Consider the following 21,928-nt stretch of genomic DNA (forward strand, 5'->3'; position numbering starts at 1 on the left):
ACACTTTCTAACACCACGGTGCGGCAGCGCCGCCTGAGCGCTACTTGGGTGGGGTTTGGAGCCTGGGTGGGGTGGCCGGTTTTTTGCGCTGCGGGTACGGAGTTTCGTGGCGGGCCAGCATCTCCACGAAGCCTGTGATTTTCCGCGCCCGGGTGTCAGCCCCTTTGACGTGGTTGGTCCTGTGAATGAGGGCGAAGCGGTTCTGGGAGGTCAGTACCTCGAACATCGCCTGCGCCTCGGGCACGGCGGCGATGGCCGCGGCAAGATCGTCCGGAACCACCGAATCGGCGGGGCCTGCGTACGCGGCCTCCCAGCGTCCATCGGCTTTGGCGGCGTCGACGGCGGCACGCCCGGCGTCTGTCATCCTGCCTTCGGATTCGAGCCGGGCAATGTGCCCCACGTTGCGCGCCGACCAGATGCTTCGGCGGCCCCGGGGCGTCATGCGTTGAAAGTAGCTTTCGGCGTCGCGGCTCTTGGATTGCCCATCGATCCAGCCGAAGCAGAGGGCCTCATCCAGCGCGGCGTCGTAGTTAAGCTCTGTGACGTTCCCGCCCTTCTTGTGCAGGATCAGCCATACACCCGGGCTGTCAGCGGCATTCCTGGACAACCAGTCACGCCATTCGGAAGCATCGGCAACCATCAGTTCTTCAAGCTCAACAGCCATGGCCCTATTCTGCTGGGAACAGCCCCACACGCGGAAGCCGGGTCAAAACAGCTTCCACGGCATAGGCTGAACCGCAGAGACCCTGCCGCGCCCAAGGAGGAGCCATGCTGCGTGCCCGCCCGATCCACTTCACGTCCCGGCTTGAACCATGGGTTGAGCTGCTGGAAGCTTTGGGGCTGGTAGCCACGTCCGAGGCCCGGGACCGGGTGGAGTTCGACGCCGGATCCGGTCGCCTTGCGCTGCAGAGGGTCAGCCACCAGCAATCCGAACCCCGGGACGGCAGCACCGCTTTCGGTGTGGAGGTCGGCGTGCTGGAAGAATTCGCCCGACGCACCCGTGACGACGGCACCCGTGCCACGGTCACCGAATCCGCGCAGGGCGAGACCGTCCACGTCACCGGCAGGGATGGTTTCGGCTTCTTCGCCGGCCAGGCCCAACGGGCAGCTGACGGCAGTTGGGCTACCTCGGACAAAGCCGACCCGGCACTCGCGGTAGTGGCCATATGGGTGAGTCCCGACGTCGACGGTTCCGCCCAGGAGCTCGCCAACATCGGTGCCCGGCCCCGGACAGCCGACGACGAATCCGCCACCTTCACCACCAAGAACGGCGGGATCCTGCAGGTAGTCCATGGAACGGCCCCGGAGTCCGGGGACCTGGCCTTCGAGTACGACGGCGGCCTGGAGCCTCTGCTGGAGCGGCTGCACGAAGGGGGCATTGACGCGAGGATCGACGACGATGTCCTGTACGTCGCCAACCCGGATGCCGTGGGCGGCTCCGCGCCGGCGTCCATTGTGATTCGGAAACCGGCACCGGGTAATTAAAGCTACTCCTCCAGTGCCCCGTCGCAGAGCCTGCCGACGACCTCGGTGAGCATGGCAAGTCCGGCCACGATGTCCTCGTCCTTGGTGTACTCGTGTTCGTTATGGGAGATGCCGTCCACGCTGGGCACAAAAAGCATCACCGTGGGAACAAGATCCTTCATGTTGGTGGAATCGTGCCCGGCCAACGTCATGACTTCCTTGTTGGAGAGCCCCAGATCTGCCGCGACCTTTGCTGCCAGCTCCACGCCTTCGGGCTGGTAGGGCGTGACGGCCCAAGAGTGCGAATGGTGCTGCTCCACCGTGACGTTGGCTGCCCGTTCGATGCCCGCAATACGTGCGTGCAGCAGCGCATCGGCCTCGGCGAGGACACTTTCGTCCGCACTGCGCAGGTCAAGGAGCAGGTTCACGCGGGAGGGCACCACCACCGGCGAATTCGGGTAGACGTTGAGCTGACCGACCGAGGTGTGCAGGACTCCGGGGAAACGATCGGCCAATTCGCGGGCCGCCACCACCAGCATGGAGGCTCCCAACAGGGCATCCTTGCGGTCCTCGATCACAGTGGAACCGGTGTGGGCCTGTTCACCATGGACCACGAATTCGTACTTGTTGGCGGCCCAGTTGGAGCTCACCAGGCCGATGGTGATCCCTTCGCGTTCCATGCTGCGCCCCTGTTCGATATGGATCTCGGCGCAGTAAGCGGCCTGGGGCCCTTCGAACGAACCGCGGCAGCCAATCGCGTCCAAGGCATCGCGTACCGTGACCCCGGCAGCGTCCCGGGTGTTGAGCGCTTCGTTGAGATCGAGCTTGCCCGTGTAGACGGACGAACCCATCATGGACGGCTTAAAGCGGCTGCCTTCCTCGTTGAACCAGTTCACGACGGCGAGATTGAACCTCGGTGCCGGATCGCCAGCCTTCCAGCGCTCCACCAGACGGAAGGCGGCGTGGGCCGCAGCAAGCACACCGTACGCGCCGTCGTATCGTCCCGCCGTCGGCTGCGAATCCATATGCGAACCGACCACCACGAACGGAGCACCCGGTATTGCCTCGTAGAGGCCCCACTGGTTGCCCGCGCGGTCGAACTTCACGGTGAAACCGTGCTCCTCAAGGAGCGCGGTGAGCCACCGCCGCTGCTCGCCGTCCGGAATGGTGGCTGCCTGGCGGTCCACGCCGCCGTTTTCGGTGGCGCCGAATGCGCTCATGGTGTGGAAATCCTGCACGAAGACGGCGTCCCGGGCAGTGAAGCTGGTTGTGGTGGTCATGGTTTCCCCTATGCGCTGTGGCTTGCAGAGATGCGGGCCAGGACCGGGCTTTCCGGGGAAAGTCCGGCCTGGAAGTCGGTTGATTGGTACGTGAAGCGGCCGCCGACGGCGGTGGCCAGGACACGGAGTTCACTGATGTCAGGTGCCTGCAACGGTGACCCCGACAGGACGGTGAAGTCGGCGAGCTTGCCGGGTGTCAACGTTCCTTTGTCAGCCAGGGCACCGGTGGCCGCCGCGGCCCCGGAGGTGTACGCGGCCAAGGCCTGGCGGGGCGTGAGCCGTTCGGCCGGATTACCGAAGACGGCACCGGATTCCGTCATGCGGTCCACGAATGCCTGCATGCCGCGCAGGACGTTGCCGTCGGCGACGGGCCGGTCAGAACTTCCGGCAAGTGCCACTCCGGCCTCGAGGAAGCTTGACGCCCGGTAGGCCCAGGCCAGCCGGTCCGGGCCAAGGGATTCGGTCATCGCGTCTCCGAGGTCGCGGAAGAAACTCGATTGCGGAGTCACCGCGATGCCCGCCCCGGCCAATCGGGGCAGTTGCTCTGGCCGCGTCATGGACGCGTGCTCGATCCTGTTGGGGATACGTCGGGGACCGTACGTGGCTTGGCATTCGGTGATGATGTCCAGGGCCAGGTCAATGGCACGGTCACCGATTGCATGGGCCGCAATGGACCACCCCGCCGCATAGGCAGCCTCGATGCGTTCGCGCAGCTGTTCCGGTTCGGCTTGGAAGTAGCCTTTGTTGCCGGTGTTGTCCTTGTGTCCGTGGCTGCAGAACTCGTGGCTGACCGCTGCGGTTTCGCCCAGGAGCGAGCCGTCCATGAATACCTTGGCGGGCCCCAGGGACAAGTAGTCTTCCCCGAATCCGGTGGCTATCCCCAGATCCAGGCCGATGGGGGCCGTGGCGGGGCTGTCGGCAGCGTGGCCGTTCAAGCCATGCAGGACATCCAGGACCGGCATCACCTGTGCACGGGCATGCAAACGTCCGTTGGACGCCGCGCGTTGGTAGGCAGCCAGCTCGGCGGGGCTGTGGCCGATCCAGCCGCCTCCCACGCCGGCTTCGGTGAAGCTCGTGATTCCCTCGGACGCGTAGTACTTGGTGGCCCGCTCCAGTGCAGCCTCGATGTCCTCCAGCGAATACGGCAGGATCAACTGTTGGATGAGTTCCTGCGCCGTCTCCTGGACAACTCCCGTGGGACGTCCCGCTGCATCGCGGACTATTTCTCCGCCGTCGGGATCGGGGAACGACGGCGACTCGGCACCAGCCAGCCGCAGCGCGGCTGTGTTGACCACCGCCATGTGGCCTGAAGTGTGGCGCATGAAGAAGGGGCGGTTGCCGGTGATGCGGTCGAGTTCGTCGATGTCCGGGAAGGCGCCGTCAAGGTGGGCCTGGTTGAAGCCGGTAGCGAAGAGCCACGCTTGGTCAGCTTCGCCTTCGCCCTTTGAAACGGCACCGCTGAGAAGCTCGTAGAGTTCTTCCAAACGCCGGGCCCCGGAGACATCCAGCTCCGCCAGGCCCAAGCCAAACCAGGTTGTGTGGCAGTGCGCATCAATGAAGCCGGGCGTCATCGTGGCGCCACCCAGGTCCAGGACCCGGGCTGCTTCGAGGCCGGACAGGTCCTCGTCGAAGCCCACGATCCGGCCCTGCCAGATCCCCATGGACCCGGCCGTGGGACGGTCCGGCTCCATGGTGATGATGTCTGCGTTCTGTAGCAGGAGATCCAGTTTCATGGCGTGTCCCTAGCGGTGGGACGTGGTGACGGACTTGATGCGGGTGTAGTCCTCAAGCCCGAATACGGAGAGGTCCTTGCCCGTGCCGGAATGCTTGAAACCTCCGTGGGGTGCCTCCGCCGGGATCACCTGGTGGCAGTTGATCCACACAGCTCCGAAGTCGAGTTCGTTGGAAACCCGCGTCACCACGCCGTGGTTCTCGGACCATACGCTGGAGGCCAAGGCATACTTGGTGCCGTTGGCGAGTTCCAAGGCCTCGTCTTCGGTTCCGAAGGGCTGGACTGTCAGCACGGGTCCGAAGATCTCGTCGCAGACCACTTCATCGCTTTGGAAAACACCGTCAATGACCGTCGGTTCAAAGTAGTACCCGGTGCCGGTGCGCTTGCCGCCGGTCAGCACGGTGGCGTTGGCCGGGAGGCGGGTCATAAAACCCTCCACGCGCTCCAGCTGTGCGGCGCTGTTGAGCGGCCCCAGATCCTCCCCAAACCGCAGGGCGGAGGCAGCATCGGCAAGGGCCGTTGCGAACTCCGGGTGGATGTCCCGGTGGACCAACACACGGGTAACGGCCGTGCAGTCCTGGCCTGCGTTGAAGAAGGCACCAAGGGCGATTTCGCGGGCGGTCCGCTGGATGTCGACGTCGGCAAACACCACTGCAGGGGCCTTGCCGCCGAGCTCCAGGTGAACGTCCTTGAGGGTTTTCGACGCCGCCGACATAACCTGGGCGCCGGCCCGGGTGGACCCGGTGATCGAGACCATTTCCGGGATTTCGTGGTCCACCATCGCTGCCCCGGCTTCGCGTCCGCCGCAGACCACGTTCACTACACCGGCGGGGTACACCTTCTGTGCCAGTTCAGCGAGGATCACTGTGGACCACGGGGTGGTGTCGGCTGGCTTGAGGACCAGTGTGTTGCCCGCTGCCAAAGCCGGGCCGATCTTCCAGATGGCCATCATGAACGGGTAGTTCCACGGCGTGATCTGGGCGACGACGCCCAGCGGCTCCCTGCGAATGGTGGAGGAGAACCCCTCCACGTACTCGGTCTGGGCAGTTCCTGAAACCACACGGCAAGCACCGGCGAAGAAGCGCAGCTGGTCTGCGCCGCGCAGGATTTCGAGCTCCTTGGTCAGCGCGGCCGGTTTGCCCGTGCAGGCAACCTCGGCTTCCAGCAGCCGGTCGACGTTGGCCTCGATGAGGTCGGCAAGCTGCAACAGCAGCGACTGGCGGGTTCCCGGCGTCGTTCGTTTGTAGCTCTTGAATGCGGCGGCAGCAGCCTGGAAGGCGGAGTCCACCACGCCGGCGTCGCTGTCCGGGGCGGTGCCGATCTGTTCACCGGTAGTGGGGTCAAAGAACGGCAACGTCTGCCCGGCGCGTACGGATTCTCCGTTGATGATGTTCTGAAGCTGGATCACGGTGGGGCTCCGGTCAGTTGATGGAAGTCTTGGGCGAACGGGTCGCGGGGTCCTGCGGCAGGTGCAGCAAGGCGGGCAGGCCGGAGTCGACGGCGCGGCGGAACGCGGCTGCGAAGTCCTCCGTGCGGTCCACCCGCTCCCCGTAGGCGCCGTAGGAACGGGCCAGGGCTGCGAAGTCCGGGTTGGTCATGTGTGTTCCGGAGGGCCTGTCCGGGTAATGGTTTTCCTGGTGTTCACGGATGGTGGCGAAGATGCCGTTGTCCACTACCAGCACAATGAGCCTTGCGCCGTAGCCCATGGCGGTGGCGAGTTCCTGGCCATTCATCATGAAGCAGCCGTCACCGGCCACGGAGACGACCTGCCGGCCCGGGTAGGCGAGCGATGCAGCCACGGCTGCCGGTATCCCCATGCCCATGGCACCGTTTCGCGGTGCTGCCAGGGAGTTTGCGGAGTTGTGCTCCAAGTAGCGGGCTGGCCAGATGGCGTGGTTGCCGGCGCCGAAGGTGATGACGGCGTCGTCGTCGAGCTCTTTCTTAAGCACTTCCATGGCGACGCCGAGGTCCACGCCGATTCCGCCGTCGGGCGTTGGCGTCGAGAACGCGAGGTGGTCGGCGCGGGCGCTGGCGAACCAACCCTCTTCGCGTTCCGTGGTCACCTCGACGGCGGCAACGGCGCCCGCGAACGACGTGACGTCGGCAATGATGTGCTGGTCCAGGCGTCCGAAGTGCCCCAGGAGGTTGGCATCGGCGTTGACCACCACGGTGTGGGCATCGAGTCCCCGCTTATAACCGTCGGAAAGGACATCGCTGCGGACGCATCCGACGAAGACCAGCAGGTCGGCGTCGTCCAGGCGCTGGGCGTTGGCGTCGCTCCGCCCGTACCCCAGATAGCCTACGTAGGCCTCGCTTCTGTGTGGGACGGCGTCGTAGGCACGGAAGTCGGCCACGACGGGGATATGGTGGCGGGCGGCCCAGGCGGCAAGCTGACCGCCGGACTCTTCCGTCCAGCCTTCGCCGCCGACGACGATCAGCGGCTTGCGTGCGTTGCCCAGCTTCTGCTTCAAGCCTTCAAGGTCCGCGGCGGCAGGTTCCGGACTGGCCACCGCGCGCGGTTCCACCGTGGTTTCCTCGACGACGTGGACCAAGACGTCTTCGGGAAGGCCGATGACCACGGGACCGGGACGTCCGCTCAGGGCAGTGAAGACGGCGTCAGCCACCACCCGGGCGGCCGAGGCCGCGTCATCCAGGGTGAGAACCTTCTTGGCTGTGCTGCCGAACCAGGCGTTGATGTCGAACTCCTGAAAGGACTCGCGGCCGCGGTCAGCTACCGGGATCAGCCCCACGAAAAGGATGAGCGGGGTGGCGTCCTGATAAGCAGTATGCACGGCGATGAAGGCATTGGCCGCGCCCGGGCCCCGGGTAACCATCGCGACGCCGGGAAGCCCGGTGAGCCGCCCCTCTGCAAGCGCCATGAATCCGGCGCCGCCCTCCTGGCGGGCAACCACGTTGGTGATGGGTGAGCTGTGGAGTCCGTCGAGGACATCCAGGAAGCTCTCTCCGGGGACTGTGTAGACCCGCTGGATTCCGGTGCGCTCAAGCTGGCGGACGATCAGGTGCCCGGCGGTAGTGGTGCTCAATGCTTCATACCCTTTTCTGCGATGGAGAGCTTGGGGAGGAACAGTCCGGACAGGGCGGTCAGTGCGGAGATCACCAGGAGGATGATGGCGCCTGGCCAGAAGGAGCTGTTGGCCGCAACAAGGGCGGTGGCGATCAGGGGAACGAAGCCCGAGATCACGCCGGCGGTGTTGGAGGTGATGGCGACGCCGGTGTAGCGGACCTTGGTAGCGAAGAGCGCAGTCAGTGCGGTGCCGGAGACAGCGTAGGGAATGGACAGGACGGCGACGCCGGTCATCATGGCGAGTACCACCAGGACTGGCACACGGCTGTCGATGGCCAGGAAAACCGGTACTGCGATCAGGGCAGAAGCGACGCCGCCCCAAAGGATGACCTTGCTGGCGCCGAACTTTTCACCCAGCCGGCCTGCCCAGACCAGGGCACCGATCTCCAGGGCGGCTGCCAGGAGCGTGCCCAGGAGCAGGAGTTCGGATGGCATCTTGAGGACCTTGGTGCCATAGAAGACCACGAAGCTGGTGATGAGGTAGAAGCCGCCGATGCCCAGCAGGGCCGAGCACATGCCGACCAGGATCTGGCGCCAGCTGTTCTTCAGGACACCGCGGATGGGAGCGTGCTCCGTCTCGCCGGATTCCATGAGTGCTTCAAATTCGGGCGATTCGCTGAGGCGGCTGCGGATCCACAGGGAGATGGCGAGCAGCGGGATGGCGGCGACGAACGGGATGCGCCAACCCCAGGAATCAAAGTTCGTCTGGCCTACCAGGAACAGCATGCCGAAGAAGCCGCCGGAGGACAGGATAGTGCCGATCGGCGAACCGATCTGCGGCAGCGCTGCGTAGCGGGCGCGCTTTTCCACGGGTGCGTTCTCGACGGCAATGATCACCGCGCCGCTCCACTCGCCGCCGACTGCGAGGCCCTGGACGATGCGGAGGGCTACCAAGAGGATGGGAGCCGCGATGCCGATGCTCATGTAATTGGGAAGCAAGCCAATGAGTCCGGTGACGATGCCGATCCCGACGATCGTGACCATGAGGATCTTCTTCCGCCCCACCTTGTCGCCGAGGGCGCCGAAAATGAAGCCACCGATCGGGCGGGCCACGAACCCTACTGCGAGGGTTGCGAAGGAGCCCATGGCCGCAACGAACGGGTCCTGCGAGACGAAGAACTGCGCGTTGAACACCAGAGCCGCTGCCGTGGTGAAAAGGAAGAAGTCGTACCATTCCAGCGCCGTGCCCACAAGGGCAGCCAGGGCCACCTTCTTGGTGACGCGTTCGTCAACGACGTGTCCTGCCGCGGGATTGGTGTCAGTGTCTGGGCTGACCGTGCTTGCCATAAGTGCTCCAAGGTGCGAGAACGAGGGCCGGGCATCTGGACAGCCCGAACATTTTGTGACTCACTCCATACTGCCAGTAGCTTCTCCCAAAATAACTAGCGATACACCACGCATTGATGCCCCTAGAATGTGTGAATGCACAATGTTGAATCGCCGGCCCAACAGGCACGCTGGTCCCGGCTGGTTGATCAGCTCGAAGAGCGGCTTGATGAACTGGCGCAGGCTTTCACCACCAAGGTCCGGGACATCCCGGAGTACGGCGAAAGCCAGGTCACTGTCCAGGAGATCCGGAACACAGCCAGGGAAACCTTCCGGCGCCTGATCCGGGGCTTGAAAGGAACACATCCGGACAGCCGGGACGGCCTCCTCGAGTTCGCCTCGGACTTGGGTGCCAAGCGCGCCCAGGCAGGTATTCCCCCGGAATCCCTGACCACGGCCGTGCGCTTGGACTTCAGCATCCTCTGGGCCGAACTGCTGGAAATCGCGTCACCGGAGGACGCCATATTGCTAGCATCCCGGGTAGACAAGGTGTGGGGTGTCGTGGACGAATTCGCCACCCGCACGCACACCAGTTACCTCACCGAACGGGTGCGCATGGCCCAGGAGGAATCGAGCATCCAGCGCGAGTTCGTTGCCCGGCTCTTCAACCAAAGCACGCCGTCCGTGGAAACCTCCGCCCAGGTCGCTTCAGCCCTGGGCATCAACGCCGACTCCCGCTTTGCACTGGTGGCCGCCAGCGGAGAGCCGGGCGCACGGCTGCGGACCGCCGTATCCCGGTTCACGTCGAACACCACCGCCAGGCAGAAGCTCTTCCTCCACGAATCAGGCGGAAACACCTATGCGTTCTGGGCGCTGCCGGCTACCCGCACCCGCAGCGCAGACAGCGAGGACCAACTGCCCCCACCGCTGGCAGACCTTCCCTGCGGCTACGTCCCTGAGGTCCTCGGGCTTCGGGCCCTTCCGGCAGCGGCCCGCGCTGCCGAAAGCCTGGCCGCACTGCTAAGGCCCCGCGATACCCGGCCGCTTTCCGCCGACTCGGCATGGCCCCGCCTCGCCCGGCAGGCCCTCCAGGATTCCGGCATGGACCTCGCCGCCGAGATCGAAGAAGCCCTGGCTGAATGCAGGGGCGGCGAGCGGGAACGCCTGCTCGAAACCGTCCGCCATTATTTGAGCACCGGCAACATCACCGTCACGTCGGAGCAGTTGTTCTGTCACCGGAACACCATCCTTAACCGTCTCAACCGGTTCGAGGAACTGACGGGCATAGACCTTGCCGTACCGGCCAAGTCGGCCCGCCTGATAGTTGCGTGGGCATGACGCCCGATGTGTGTTCACACATTTTCGCCGGATTTTTGCTGGGATTTTTGCCATTGAACGTGTGATCGGCAACACAGAATAGTTGTAGCTACCTTGCACCGGACACTCGTCCCCGCACCCCATCCGGAGATTCTGATGGCCCACACGGTAGATACCGCCGCCGCATCCACAGCCAGGCTAGACCTCGCCAAAATGCGCAAGATTGCCCTCGCCAGCGTTATTGGCACCACCGTCGAATGGTACGACCTCTTTGTTTTTGGAACCGCCTCGGCACTCGTTTTCAACAAGATCTTCTTCCCCAGCTTCGATCCGATCGTCGGCACCATGCTGGCCTTCGGAACCTTCGCCTCCGCATACATTGCCCGCATGGTCGGAGCCATAGTCTTCGGCCACTTCGGTGACCGCCTCGGCCGCAAGTCCATGCTCCTCGTGTCGCTGCTCACCATGGGCGCCGCAACCTTCGCCATCGGCCTGCTTCCCGACTACGCAGCGATCGGCATCATGGCACCGCTATTGCTGCTCCTGCTCCGCGTGATCCAAGGCCTTGCCTTGGGCGGCGAGTGGGGTGGAGCCGTGCTCATGACCGTGGAACATGCACCGTCCACCCGCCGGGGCTTCTACGGTTCCCTGGTCCAGGTAGGCGTGCCGGCCGGAACCCTGATCGCCAACGTCGCGTTCCTCATCGTGGCCTCCTCCATGAGCAGCGAGGACCTCCTCGCCTGGGGTTGGCGGATACCGTTCCTGGCCTCCTGCCTCCTGGTGGCCGTCGGCATCTACATCCGCCTCAACATCGAGGAAACGCCCTCCTTCCAGGCCGTCAAGACCGCCGGGGCAAAGGCCAAGATGCCCTTCGCCGCCCTCATGGCCAAGTACTGGAAGCAGGTTGTCCTGGGCGGCATCGCTACCCTGTCCACCGGCAGCACCTTCACCCTCCTGGTAGCCTCCGGCGTGGCCTACGGCAAGAAGGAACTTGGCCATTCGGAAAGCCTCATGCTGTGGGTGGTGCTGGCTGCCTGCGCCCTCTGCTTCGTGCTGATCCCGTTCTTCGGCAAGCTCTCCGACAAGCACGGCCGCAAGCCCATCATCTACGCCGGCGTCATTGCCGAGGCAGCGCTCGCGTTCCCGATGTTCTGGCTCATGGACACCAAGTCCGTGGCCCTGCTCTTCGTTGCCTACCTGGCCATGATGACTGCCTTCGCGGCCAACTACGGCCCCATCGCGACCTTCCTTGCCGAACTGTTCGGTTCCAAGGTCCGGTACTCCGGCCTCTCGGTGGCCTACATGCTCTCCGGTCTCCTGGGCAGCGCGGCAACCCCGTTCATCACCACGTGGCTCCTGGGCCTGACCGGTGAAAGTTCCTCAATCGCCTGGTACATCCTCGCAGCAGCCCTCGCCTCCCTGGCAGCACTGTTCGTCCTGACGGAAACCCGCCACGGCAACATCGATGCCGTGGACGAGGCACCCGCCGTGGCCGGTGCCGCAACTGCAGGTTCAACGGAAGCCACGGCAGCGAAGTGACCGCCACCCACATCGAGCGCCTGGCCGGTATCCCCGGCCAGGCGCCCGCCGTCGGGCCCTTCTCCCCGGCGGTCATTGCCAACGGTTTCGTTTTCACCTCCGGCCAGATCCCCGCGATCACCGGACTCGACCACCAGCCGGACACCTTCGAGGGGCAGGTCCGGCAGACAATCCGAAACCTCGCCGGGGTGCTGGAGGCAGCCGGATCCGGCCTGGAGCACGTGGTCAAGGTCAACACCTACCTCACCAGCCCTGAGCAACTGGGAAAGTACAACCGCGTTTACGTCGAGTACTTCGGCACGGCCAAGCCCGCCCGGACCACGGTGTGCGTCAGTCTTTGGGGCGTGTCACTGGAGATTGAATGCGTGGCAGTGCTCGCGCCCAAGAACGGCCCTGAAATACCCGCCAAGGAGGGTTCCCTGTGATCACCACTTTGCTTGAGGACCTCGCCAGGACCAGCTACCCCACGATCGGCCATCTCCTCGAGGAGGGGTTCGTTGATCCCGGCATCGGCTCGCTCATGGGGCACGTCCCGGGCGGCGTCAAAATCGCAGGGCCGGCCGTTACCGTGCGCATCGCTGACCGAGACGCAATCGCGATGAATCGGGCGCTCCTGGCACTCCGGCCCGGCGACGTACTGGTGGTGGACATGCTCGGCGACAACCGTCACGCGCCTGTGGGAGCCGTGACCGCGGCGGCGGCGATCGCCCAAGGTGCTTCCGCCGTCGTTGTTGATGGCGTGGCGACCGACGTCCGGGAACTCCGCGAGGCCGGGCTGCCGGTGTTTGCCCGCGGGACGTCGTGCCTCACCACCAAAAGGGTGCGCGGAGCGGGGTCGGCGGTCAACGTTCCCGTCCACTGTGGAGGCGTGCAGGTGAATCCGGGCGACATCGTCCTGGGTGATGACAATGGCCTGATAGTGCTCGCACCCGAAGCTGCGCAGGAAGTCCTCCCCCGGGCGCTGGCCTCCGACGAGGCCGAGCCCGCCATCCTGGCCCGCATCGCGGCCGGGGAACCGCTCGAATCGATCCTTGCCCTGTAACACCACCGGGGCGCGGGCGGCCACCTGCTGCGCCACAAGCGAACTTGGTCCGGGGATGGGGTAGAACTTAACCATGAGCGTACGTACACCTGATCCGTATCCCGGCTGGCTTTCCGACGAAGACCTCTTCGAGGCCCGCGGGCGGCTGCCCATGGTCTACGTGGAAGCAGTTCCCGTCCGGTTGGATCCGCTCGGGTACGTCAATGAGGTCGGCTCACTCCTGCAGGGCGACGCCGACGGCAACATGGTGCGCTACCTCGTCTCCGGTCGCGTCCTGTACCGCGAAACCATCAGGGCAGCCCTTCTGCGGCACATGGAAAAGGACCTCGGTCCCCTGGCTTTCCCGCAGCTTCCCATCAGCCCGGTTCCGTTCACGGTGGCCGAATACTTCCCGGCTCCCTCGCAGACCGGCTTCACGGACGAACGGCAACACGCGGTGTCGCTGGTGTTCGTCATTCCCGTCACGGGCGAATGCGAACCGCGCCAGGATGCCCTCGAACTCACGTGGATGACCCCGCAGGACGTCCTCAGCGAGGGTGTCCAGCAAGAGTTCGAAGGTGGCCGCGGGAACCTCGTGCGCCAGGCACTGGCATACTCGGGCATCGTGGTCTAGCGGGTCCCCCGGCTTGGAGCGGTCCCCTTTTGTAGACTGGACGGCGGACCGCAAGAGAACCAAAGGACTTCCGATGACTCACAGCCCAGCTACTCAGCAATACCGCGAAAAGCAGGCTGGGGACCTGCAGCCCGGAGACTTTGTGTACCTGCCCGGAGACGGGCCGGCCGAGGAAATCACTTCCGTCGACGTCCAGAATGACGATTACGGCGTCCCGGCTTTGGTGCTGGTGACAACGCACGACGGCGGCAGCGTACGGATCGCTGCCAAGTCCAGTGTCCCTGTGGGCGACGGAGTTCCAACCGGTGCCGGCTCCAGCCTGCGGGATGCGGGCGCCGCCGATGCCAGCGCCGCCGATGCGGGCACTTCCGACTCCGGTGTCCAAGACTCCAGCACCCCGGACTCCAGTAGCCCGGCGGCTCCGGACGCTCCGGCCACTGCTGAACCCGCCGTCGTCGTACCTCCCCGCCCGGAAGCGCCGCCGGCGTACACCGGACCCGGCGCCGAGGAGATGGCGTTGATTCCGGAGCCGGCGGGCACGCCCGAGTCCGTGGTGCTGGCTGCTGCGTCCAACCACAAGGGCAAGAACGGCGTGCAGGTGCTGGCAGATCGCCTCGCCAAGGGCATCAACACCAAGTCCGGCAGTTGCCTGCGTGACCTGAGCGACCTCGCTTTCAACCTTTGCGTGGTGCTCAAGGATCCGGACGGTTCGCTTGCCGTCGCCGACCTCCTGAATGTCCTGCCGTTCGACGGCAACCTGGACCGCTGGGCGTCAATTGAACGTGCGCTCGCGCTTTCCAGCTTCATCTGCCGCGAGTCGGGCCAGGCGGAGCGGGCCGCGGTGTACGAGAAACTCCTCCGTGCGCCGGAATCGCAGGAAGAAGACCCGTTCAGGGCCCGGATCAACGCCCGTGTGCGGCAGCGCGCCCTCAACGAACCCAACCTCTACGACAAAGAAATCTTCCGAGCGATCGACAACGGAAACCAGGAAGCCGAACGTGAGTGGCGGTTCCTGCGGCTCGAAGCGTTGCTGTTCCTGCGCGCCCATGGCGGCTCCGAGACCATCGACGAGGACGAACTGGGACGCCGGATCTGCAACGAACTCGAGGCAGTCCGGGCCTGATCCCCAGCCAGGCTCCGCACCATGGCGTCAAGGTCTGTTGCGGGCGCCTAAACGGCGGTAAATTCGGGGCCATGACGAACAATCTGAGCGTTGTGATTAATGCTGATGCGCCGCAGGTTTGGAATATGCTGCGCGAACCGTCGCTGGTGGCCCAATGGCACGGCTGGGAAGCCGATGACCTGAATGACGAAATCAAACAGATCTACTTCAACACCGACGTCGTGGAGGGTCCGGACCACACCAGTTTGACCGTCAACGGCGGCGATGTCTTCGAACTGCATCCCGTGTCCGGGGGCACGGAGCTCAAGGTCACCCGGGCGGCCCTGGACCATAACTCCGAGTGGGCGGAATGGGACGAGGACATCACCCAAGGCTGGCTCACGTTCATCAACCAGCTGCGTTTCGCCTTGGAGCGCCACCCGCATGGCAAGCGGCGGACCCACTTCCTGTCGGTCTCCGGGAGTGGATCGGCCATTGAAAAGCTGGGGCTTGGCGACCTGCCACCCGTAGGCGACGAGTACTCGCTGACGCTGGGCACCGGTGAGGCTATTTCCGGGAAGGTCTGGTTCAAGAGCCGCCACCAGGTAGGCGTCACGGTCCACAGCTACGCTGAACACGGGGACGGGCTGCTGATCGTTGCCGAGCAGCTGCCCATCCCGGAGAAGAGGCCTGACGGCGGAGCGATCGTCATTGCTTCAACGTACGATCTGGGGGCCCACACCTTGGCGGACATCAGGTCCTCGTGGGACAAATGGAAAGAGTCGAACTACGGTTCCTGACGGCCGCCACGTCAGGTTACCTTCGGTAAAGCTGGCACACTTGGTAGCGTGCCAGCTTCTGTTTCCCAGTCCTCCCCGCTTCCTACCGCCGCGCCTCGTTCCAACGGGGCGCTTCCGGCGGAGCAAACCGAATTCGGCTTTACGGTGGGCCGCCGCCTGACGGAAACGACGTCGCCGTCGTCCTCCCTTGTAGAGGCAAACGGAGGCGAATTCCTGGGCCGGACCGGCACCATCACCACCCCGCACGGGACCATCCAGACCCCCGCGTTCATCGCCGTCGGGACCAAAGCGACCGTCAAGGCCGTCCTGCCCGAGTCGATCGCCGAACTTGGCGCGCAAGCCGTGCTTGCCAACGCTTACCACCTTTACCTGCAACCCGGGCCTGAAATCCTCGATGCCGCGGGTGGTCTGGGCGCGTTCATGAACTGGCAGGGCCCCACGTTCACCGACTCCGGCGGGTTCCAAGTGATGAGCCTGGGCTCCGGGTTCAAGAAGGTGATCGACATGAAGAATGTTGACACCTCAGGCCCTGACGACGCTGTTGCTCCCGGGAAGGAGCGCCTGGCGCACATCGATGACGACGGCGTCTGGTTCAAGTCGCACCTCAACGGGGACAAACACCGGTTCTCCCCCGAGATCTCCATGCGGGTCCAGCACCAGATCGGCGCGGACATCATGTTCGCCTTCGACGAGCTCACCACCTTGCAGAACTCCCGCGGCTACCAGGAAGAATCCTTGGAACGCACCCGGTTATGGGCTCTGCGGTGCCTGGAAGAGCACTTTGCGTTGACGGCCTCGCGGGTGGGCAAGCCGTACCAGGCGCTGTTCGGCGTGATCCAGGGCGCGCAGTACGAGGACCTGCGGCGCAAAGCCTGTCGCGATCTTGGCGCCATGCCCTTCGATGGATACGGAATCGGCGGAGCGCTGGAGAAGGAAAACCTCGGGACGATCGTCCGCTGGTGCAACGAGGAGCTTCCTGAGGACAAGCCCCGGCATCTCCTTGGCATCTCCGAACCCGATGACATCTTCACCGCCATCGAGAACGGTGCCGACACCTTCGACTGCGTCTCCCCCACGCGCGTTGCCCGGAACTCCGCGTTCTACACGCCGTTCGGCCGTTTCAACCTCTCCGGAGCCAAATACAAGAAGGACTTCGGTCCGTTGCAGGACGGCTGTGACTGCTACACCTGCACCAATTACTCCCGCGCGTACATCCACCACTTGTTCAAGGCCAAGGAAATGGTCTCCGCCACGCTGATCTCCATCCACAACGAGCGCTTCGTGGTGAAGATGGTTGACGACGCGCGCTTGGCCATCGAATCCGGGGACTTCTTCGAGTTCAAGGCCGAGACGTTGGGGCGGTACTACGCCTAGCTGCGGGTCACTGCGGCGAGTTCGCCGGAAAGCTGCTCGTTCGTGCGGAACGTTCGGGGTCTACCGCAGGCTTCCGGCGAACTCGCGACGGACCTAGGCTGCGACTTCTCCGTAGCTCGGTTCACGCTTCTTGATCCAGCCCACCACCAGGACGGTGACGGGCACGAACAGGAACTCGACGGCGGTCTTGTACAGGAAGCCGACCAGGACGTAGTTCACGAAAGAGCCGACGTCGGAGATGCCGATGACGGACGCGGCGATGCTGCAGAAGATCAGCGTGTCCACGAATTCGCCCACCACCGACGAGCCCATGAGCCGGGCCCACAGGCTCTTCTCACCCGTGCGTTCCTTCATCTTCACGAGGATCCACGAGTTGATGGTTTGTCCGGCCAGGAACGCAAGCAATGAGGCGAGGACGATCTGCGGGACGGGTCCCAACGCGCCTTCGATGGCTGCCTGCTTGGCCACACCGTAGTCGTCGTCGAAGCCGGGAAGAATGATGATCACCCAGTAGCAAAGAGATGCAAACACCGACAACGCGAACGAGGTGATGATCGCCTTTCGGGCGACTTTGAAGCCGTAGACCTCGCTCATGACGTCGCCCAGAATGTACGCGAGAGGGAAAAGGAAGAATCCGCCGTCGGTGATGATCGGCCCGAGCACCACACCCTTGGAAGCGCCGATGTTGGACAGGATCAACACCACCGCCATAACGGCCAGCATGATGCCGAAATAAGGCGATCCGATCGAAGCGAAACGGGGCGCGGGCTTGCTCAAAGTACTGCCGGAAGGCGAGGGCATGGGTCATCCATTCGTAGTGGTTCGCGCAGGCGCCTCATCCTTTTCGGAGAGCGCCCCGCTGTATTAGCACTGTGGGTGGCGGGCACGTTTGGCCCGGCACCACGTTACATTCTCCCACCCCCATCCCTCTGCCACCTCCCGCCCCCAACCGACCATCCCTCTGCCACCTCACCTTTTTGAACGCGTTCAGAAAGGTGCCAAACTGATTCTTGAACACGTTCAAACAGGAGTGGCCCCGATGACAATTAAGAGCGCGCAAACCCGCCAACTCGTAGCCGACGTCGCATTGAAGATGTTCCGGGAGATCGGCTTCGAGAAAACCACCATGCGCGCCATTGCCCAAGAAGCGGGGGTTTCCGTCGGCAACGCTTACTACTACTTCGCGTCCAAAGACGAGCTCGTTCAGGAGTTGTACATCCAAGTCCAGAATGAGCACGCATCGGCCGCGGCACGGGCACTCGAAGGCATCCCGGATCTCGCAGGCCGCCTGAAAGCCGTTCTGCACGCTGGCATCGACGTCATGTCCCCTTACCACCAGTTCGGTTCCGGCTTCATTGCCACAGCCATCCGGCCGACGTCGCCCGTCAACCCGTTTGGCGCGGCATCCGCCGCCGCCCGGGAGGCGTCGCTCGCCATCTTCCGCTCCGCCGTCGAAGGTTCCAATCCGGCCGTCGCTAAGAAGCTACGCGGCGATCTTCCCGAGCTGCTGTGGCTGGCGTACATGGGCGTCGCGTTGTTTTGGGTATACGACCAATCCGCGGATCAATGCCGCACGCGCCGGCTGATTGACGGCGCCGCGCCACTGATGGCCCGTGGTCTGTCGCTTGCGAAGATTCCCGGCGTCAGCAAAGTGTTCGACGACGTCCTGGGACTGGTTCGCAGCGTCAAGGAAGACTCATGAACCCGCGGACGGTGGTCATCGCCGGAGCCACTGGCTTTATCGGCAGCTACTTCCATCGGCGGTTTCTTGAAGAGGGTTGGAAGGTCCGAACAGTCGGGCGGACCGCGTCGGCTGACGCACAGTGGAACGACGCCGGCGCCATCACCAGTACGCTGAACGGCGCCGCACTGTTGGTGAACCTTGCCGGACGTTCCGTGAACTGCCGCTACGGGAGGCGGAATCGCCGGGAAATTACGGATTCGCGCGTGTTCACGACTCGAACGTTGGGCCGCGCCTTGGCTGCCTGCGCCGAGCCACCGAGTACCTGGATCAACTCAAGTACCGGGACCATTTACCGGCATGCCGACGATCACCCACAGTCGGAGGCCTCCGGCGAACTCGGCAGCGGGTTCTCTGTCAACGTTGCCAAGGCTTGGGAAGACGAGTTGGAGGCCGCCACTGCACAGCGCACGCGCAAGGTGCCTCTTCGGATCGCGATCGTACTGGGCGCAGGGGGCGTGATGAACCCCCTCCGGAACCTCGCCATGTTTGGCTTGGGTGGGCACATGGGACCGGGGACGCAGAAGTTCAGTTGGATCCACGTGGAGGACTTGTTCCGTTCGGTCATGTTCATTCACGCCAAACCCGGGCTTGTTGGTGCGGTCAATGCGGCGTCGCCCAATCCGGTAGACAATCGCGAACTCATGGGGCTGGTCCGGGCGAGCCTGGACGTCCCCTTCGGCATTCCGACGCCCGCTTGGCTCCTTGAAGTTGGGGCAGTTCTTATCCGCACCCAGACCGAGCTGGTCCTGAAGAGCCGATGGGTAGAGCCACGGAAGCTACTCGATGCGGGTTTCGTGTTTGAGTATCCGTCATTGGCCGGAGCTCTCAGCGCTCTTCGGAGAAGTGACAATTGAGTACTCATGGCGATGACCAGGACAACCGCACAACACCGCATCCTCCCCAGCTCCCCAACCCGCGGGTCAGGGTGACCCTGGGAGGGAAGGGGCTGGGTGTGGGTGTCTTGGTTGCGTACGTAGCCTTTAGTACCCTGTTGTCCCTGCATGCAAGCCCCTGAATATGCGCTGATTTTCTTCATCTATGCCGCCATCCCCGCGGCACTCATCGGATCCGTAGTCGGATGGATGTTAGGACTGGTTCTAAGGCAAGTGCGGAACCAATGGCTCCACGTGGCCGCGTTCTTCGTGGTTGGCACCCTGATCTGCGCACCCTTTGGTGGGCTTTCCAGTTTGGGTGCGGTCCTCTTTAGCCTGTCCATCGCAACCGCCGCGGCGGTCGGCAGGTTGTCGGTCCGGAGGCTGGTCAAGATCTGCCCACCCACCGCATAACGGCGGCTATGGGGCTAACTCCGCTCACCGCCGTCGGGCGTCCGCGCAGGGAACCCGACGTAACGCGGGACGTTGCTCATGTACTGGCTATACGCCGGACCAAACTCCTTCCGGAGGGCCTTCTCTTCCCACAACGCGCCGAAGTGTTCCACGGCCATGCCCGCGGGCAGGGTTGCAGCCGCCCAGCGCGAGCCCTTGTACACCGCAACCCCTGCGTGGATTAACCACCAGCCCAGGTACATCGGATGCCGGCTCGTGGCGTACGGACCGCTGGTCACCAACGTTTCCGGACGGCCCAAGGCAAATTCGCCGGTTGTGTGCCGCCGTCGTTCCGCTACCGCCCAAACGGTAATTCCGACGCCGGTCATCACCAACAGCGTCCCGGCACTCCTGCGGGCTCGCCGGGCGGGCGCAGCAGGGAGTGGGTGTATCCGTTGTAGGACCGAGTCCAAGACCAACCCGAGCACCTGCCCGGGTGGCAAAGGGATGCCGGCCGCTTCCCGTTTCACCGCGCCGGCCAGCCGTCCGAGTGTGCTCATGTCCAGAACCATAAACCCGCGAAGGGTGAGGCGCTATGGGAGGTGGTAGAGCAACGCGGGAAAGGGCGCGGAACCCGGGTTTTCCTCTCGGAAACCTAAGGAAGTGTTAGGAAATTCCCTCCGACGTTTGCTGTGCCGTGCATCACCCATAGCTTGGAACATGTCCTCTTCACCCCCAAGAGGACCTTTCTCAGTCGACGAAGAGCCATGTGCAAGGAAGCCATGAGCACGAGCTTCATGGACAGAACGAACTCATGCAAGACACGACTGCCATGTGCGCAGCCGTCCAGGAAGGTTCATTGATGAGCACCCAACAAGCCGCGCCTCTGAGCGAGGCGGCACAGACACGCAAGGCCGTGAGCAACATCCTCAAGGGCTCTGCGGGCAACCTCGTAGAGTGGTTCGACCTCTACGTGTACACCGTTTTTGCCGCGTACTTCCAGTCGCACTTCTTCAACTCCAAGGACGAACTGCAGGCTGGCCTGGAAGCGATGGCGGTCTTCTCGACGTCGTTCCTCATGCGTCCGATCGGCAGCTGGTTCTTCGGCCGCTACGCGGACCGGAAGGGCCGGAAGGCCGCCCTGACGCTGAGCGTGACCCTGATGTCCGCGGGCTCGTTCGCCATTGCGATCCTGCCTACCCAGGACGTCATCGGCCTGTGGGCCATGATCCTCTTGGTCTTCGTCCGCGTGGTCCAAGGCTTCTCCGTCGGCGGTGAGTACGGGACCAGCGCCACGTACATGTCCGAGGCAGCAACGGCCAAGCGCCGCGGCTTCTTCTCCAGCTTCCAGTACGTCACGCTCATTGGCGGCCAGATGCTGGCCCTCCTGGTCCTCGTGATCCTGCAGAACACCATGAGCAAGGAAGACCTGACCGAGTGGGGCTGGCGCATTCCGTTCGCAATCGGCGGCGTCGCAGCGCTGGTTGTCCTGTGGCTCCGCCGCTCCATGGAAGAGACAGTCTCCGCCGACCAGATCCGTGCAGCGCACGTCAAGGTTGAGGGCGAGGCCCAGCCGGGCAGCATGAAGCTTTTGTTCACCAAGCACTGGAAGCCGTTGCTGATCTGCATCGGCATCACCCTCGGCGGCACGGTGGCGTTCTACACCTACACCAACTTCATCCTGAAGTTCATGAACGATACCTCCGGCATCGCCAAGACCGATACCTCTGTCATCAACTTCTGGGCACTGTTCATCTTCATGCTGCTGCAGCCCGTGTACGGCATGTTGTCGGACAAGATCGGCCGCAAGCCGCTGCTGATCTGGTTCGGCGTCACCGGTGTCCTGTTCACTTGGCCGCTGCTCTCCTCCCTGGCCGGAACCAAGGACCCGTTCGTCGCCTTCCTGCTCATGATGGGTGGCCTGCTGATGGTTGGCGGCTACACGTCCATCAATGCGCTGGTGAAGGCTGAACTCTTCCCGGCATCCATCCGTGCGCTGGGCGTGGGCCTCGGCTACGCGATCGCCAACTCGCTGTTCGGCGGCACGGTCCCGCTGATCGGCGCTGCCCTGCAGAAAGCCGGCCAGGTGGACATGTTCTTCACGTACGTCACGGCGGCCATCTTCATCTCGCTGTTGGTGTACGTCTTCGCCCTCAAGAACAAGAAGGCTACGCACCTCGATACCGAGCAGGGGCATGCTTGGGAGAACCGTAAAGACGACGACAAGAAGGACCTCGTCAACGTCTAACACCCCAAGGTGGGGCCCGTTCTGCGCCCTTCGCTGAGTGCGAAGGGCGCAGGGCGG

Annotated in this window: 21 protein-coding genes; 13 read left to right on the forward strand and 8 right to left on the reverse strand. The window is 63.9% G+C overall.

All coding sequences use genetic code 11. The features are described 5' to 3' along the window. Nucleotides 1-40: 40 nt before the first annotated feature. Nucleotides 41-664 carry a YdeI/OmpD-associated family protein gene (locus OCL88_RS17935; RefSeq protein ID WP_193592060.1) on the reverse strand — a complete coding sequence of 208 codons (624 nt, stop codon included), beginning with the start codon at nt 662-664 and terminating at the stop codon, nt 41-43. Between the two features lie 104 nt (nt 665-768). Here OCL88_RS17935 and OCL88_RS17940 point away from each other — a divergent pair, with 104 nt between their 5' ends. Beyond that, entirely contained in the window at nt 769-1,485 is a 717-nt protein-coding gene (locus tag OCL88_RS17940; protein WP_264963405.1) for a hypothetical protein, read from the forward strand. A gap of 2 nt (nt 1,486-1,487) precedes the next feature. Here the strand turns inward: OCL88_RS17940 and OCL88_RS17945 are convergent, their stop codons facing one another. The 5 genes from OCL88_RS17945 to OCL88_RS17965 are packed head-to-tail and all read right to left on the reverse strand — an operon-like array spanning nt 1,488 to nt 8,848. Further along, nucleotides 1,488-2,744: a M20 family metallo-hydrolase gene (locus OCL88_RS17945; protein WP_264963406.1), complete on the reverse strand. Its 1,257-nt coding sequence runs from the start codon at nt 2,742-2,744 to the stop codon at nt 1,488-1,490. Nucleotides 2,745-2,752: 8 nt separating this feature from the next. Then, nucleotides 2,753-4,477, reverse strand: coding sequence for an amidohydrolase (locus OCL88_RS17950; RefSeq protein WP_264963407.1), 1,725 nt, complete (start codon nt 4,475-4,477; stop codon nt 2,753-2,755). A 9-nt stretch (nt 4,478-4,486) separates the two neighbouring features. Then, entirely contained in the window at nt 4,487-5,884 is a 1,398-nt protein-coding gene (locus OCL88_RS17955) for a gamma-aminobutyraldehyde dehydrogenase (RefSeq protein WP_166185899.1), read from the reverse strand. A gap of 13 nt (nt 5,885-5,897) precedes the next feature. Then, nucleotides 5,898-7,520 (reverse strand): thiamine pyrophosphate-dependent enzyme, encoded by a 1,623-nt coding sequence (locus OCL88_RS17960; RefSeq protein ID WP_264963408.1) that lies wholly within the window; start codon nt 7,518-7,520, stop codon nt 5,898-5,900. Next, entirely contained in the window at nt 7,517-8,848 is a 1,332-nt protein-coding gene (locus OCL88_RS17965; protein WP_264963409.1) for an MFS transporter, read from the reverse strand. The genes OCL88_RS17960 and OCL88_RS17965 overlap by 4 nt, the downstream gene beginning before the upstream one ends. A gap of 135 nt (nt 8,849-8,983) precedes the next feature. On the opposite strand from OCL88_RS17965, the gene OCL88_RS17970 reads away from it, so the two are divergent. The 8 genes from OCL88_RS17970 (at nt 8,984) to tgt (ending at nt 16,614) form a co-directional block, all read left to right on the forward strand. Further along, on the forward strand, nt 8,984-10,165 hold the full coding sequence (locus OCL88_RS17970) for a helix-turn-helix domain-containing protein (RefSeq protein WP_264963410.1): 1,182 nt from the start codon (nt 8,984-8,986) through the stop codon (nt 10,163-10,165). A 135-nt stretch (nt 10,166-10,300) separates the two neighbouring features. After that, the gene (locus OCL88_RS17975; RefSeq protein WP_166185895.1) at nt 10,301-11,683 is read left to right on the forward strand and encodes an MFS transporter; all 1,383 of its coding nucleotides are present in this window, start codon (nt 10,301-10,303) and stop codon (nt 11,681-11,683) included. Continuing rightward, on the forward strand, nt 11,680-12,108 hold the full coding sequence (locus tag OCL88_RS17980; RefSeq protein ID WP_264963411.1) for a RidA family protein: 429 nt from the start codon (nt 11,680-11,682) through the stop codon (nt 12,106-12,108). Before OCL88_RS17975 ends, OCL88_RS17980 begins: the two co-directional genes overlap by 4 nt. Then, nucleotides 12,105-12,725 (forward strand): RraA family protein, encoded by a 621-nt coding sequence (locus OCL88_RS17985; RefSeq protein ID WP_166185893.1) that lies wholly within the window; start codon nt 12,105-12,107, stop codon nt 12,723-12,725. Before OCL88_RS17980 ends, OCL88_RS17985 begins: the two co-directional genes overlap by 4 nt. Nucleotides 12,726-12,798: 73 nt before the next feature. Further along, nucleotides 12,799-13,338 (forward strand): NUDIX hydrolase family protein, encoded by a 540-nt coding sequence (locus tag OCL88_RS17990; RefSeq protein WP_166185892.1) that lies wholly within the window; start codon nt 12,799-12,801, stop codon nt 13,336-13,338. 73 nt (nt 13,339-13,411) lie between these two features. After that, entirely contained in the window at nt 13,412-14,461 is a 1,050-nt protein-coding gene (locus OCL88_RS17995; protein WP_264963412.1) for a DUF6707 family protein, read from the forward strand. Between the two features lie 71 nt (nt 14,462-14,532). After that, a complete protein-coding gene (locus OCL88_RS18000) occupies nt 14,533-15,240 on the forward strand; it encodes an SRPBCC domain-containing protein (protein ID WP_166185890.1) in 708 nt (235 codons plus the stop codon). A 144-nt stretch (nt 15,241-15,384) separates the two neighbouring features. After that, complete coding sequence (gene tgt, locus OCL88_RS18005; RefSeq protein ID WP_264963423.1) at nt 15,385-16,614, forward strand: tRNA guanosine(34) transglycosylase Tgt; 1,230 nt, start codon at nt 15,385-15,387, stop codon at nt 16,612-16,614. Between the two features lie 93 nt (nt 16,615-16,707). Here the strand turns inward: tgt and OCL88_RS18010 are convergent, their stop codons facing one another. Further along, on the reverse strand, nt 16,708-17,415 hold the full coding sequence (locus tag OCL88_RS18010; RefSeq protein WP_062095128.1) for a queuosine precursor transporter: 708 nt from the start codon (nt 17,413-17,415) through the stop codon (nt 16,708-16,710). Nucleotides 17,416-17,653: 238 nt separating this feature from the next. On the opposite strand from OCL88_RS18010, the gene OCL88_RS18015 reads away from it, so the two are divergent. From OCL88_RS18015 to OCL88_RS18025, 3 genes are all read left to right on the forward strand, one after another. Next, complete coding sequence (locus tag OCL88_RS18015) at nt 17,654-18,316, forward strand: TetR/AcrR family transcriptional regulator (protein ID WP_264963413.1); 663 nt, start codon at nt 17,654-17,656, stop codon at nt 18,314-18,316. Next, on the forward strand, nt 18,313-19,212 hold the full coding sequence (locus OCL88_RS18020) for a TIGR01777 family oxidoreductase (protein ID WP_264963414.1): 900 nt from the start codon (nt 18,313-18,315) through the stop codon (nt 19,210-19,212). The genes OCL88_RS18015 and OCL88_RS18020 overlap by 4 nt, the downstream gene beginning before the upstream one ends. A gap of 147 nt (nt 19,213-19,359) precedes the next feature. Then, a complete protein-coding gene (locus tag OCL88_RS18025) occupies nt 19,360-19,644 on the forward strand; it encodes a hypothetical protein (protein ID WP_264963415.1) in 285 nt (94 codons plus the stop codon). 14 nt (nt 19,645-19,658) lie between these two features. On the opposite strand, the gene OCL88_RS18030 is transcribed toward OCL88_RS18025, so the two are convergent. Beyond that, on the reverse strand, nt 19,659-20,183 hold the full coding sequence (locus tag OCL88_RS18030; protein ID WP_264963416.1) for a methyltransferase family protein: 525 nt from the start codon (nt 20,181-20,183) through the stop codon (nt 19,659-19,661). A 302-nt stretch (nt 20,184-20,485) separates the two neighbouring features. On the opposite strand from OCL88_RS18030, the gene OCL88_RS18035 reads away from it, so the two are divergent. Further along, a complete protein-coding gene (locus OCL88_RS18035) occupies nt 20,486-21,871 on the forward strand; it encodes an MFS transporter (RefSeq protein WP_264963417.1) in 1,386 nt (461 codons plus the stop codon). The last annotated feature ends 57 nt before the right edge of the window (nt 21,872-21,928 follow it).

The organism is Paenarthrobacter sp. PAE-2, assembly GCF_026013155.1.
GTDB lineage: Bacteria > Actinomycetota > Actinomycetes > Actinomycetales > Micrococcaceae > Arthrobacter > Arthrobacter ureafaciens.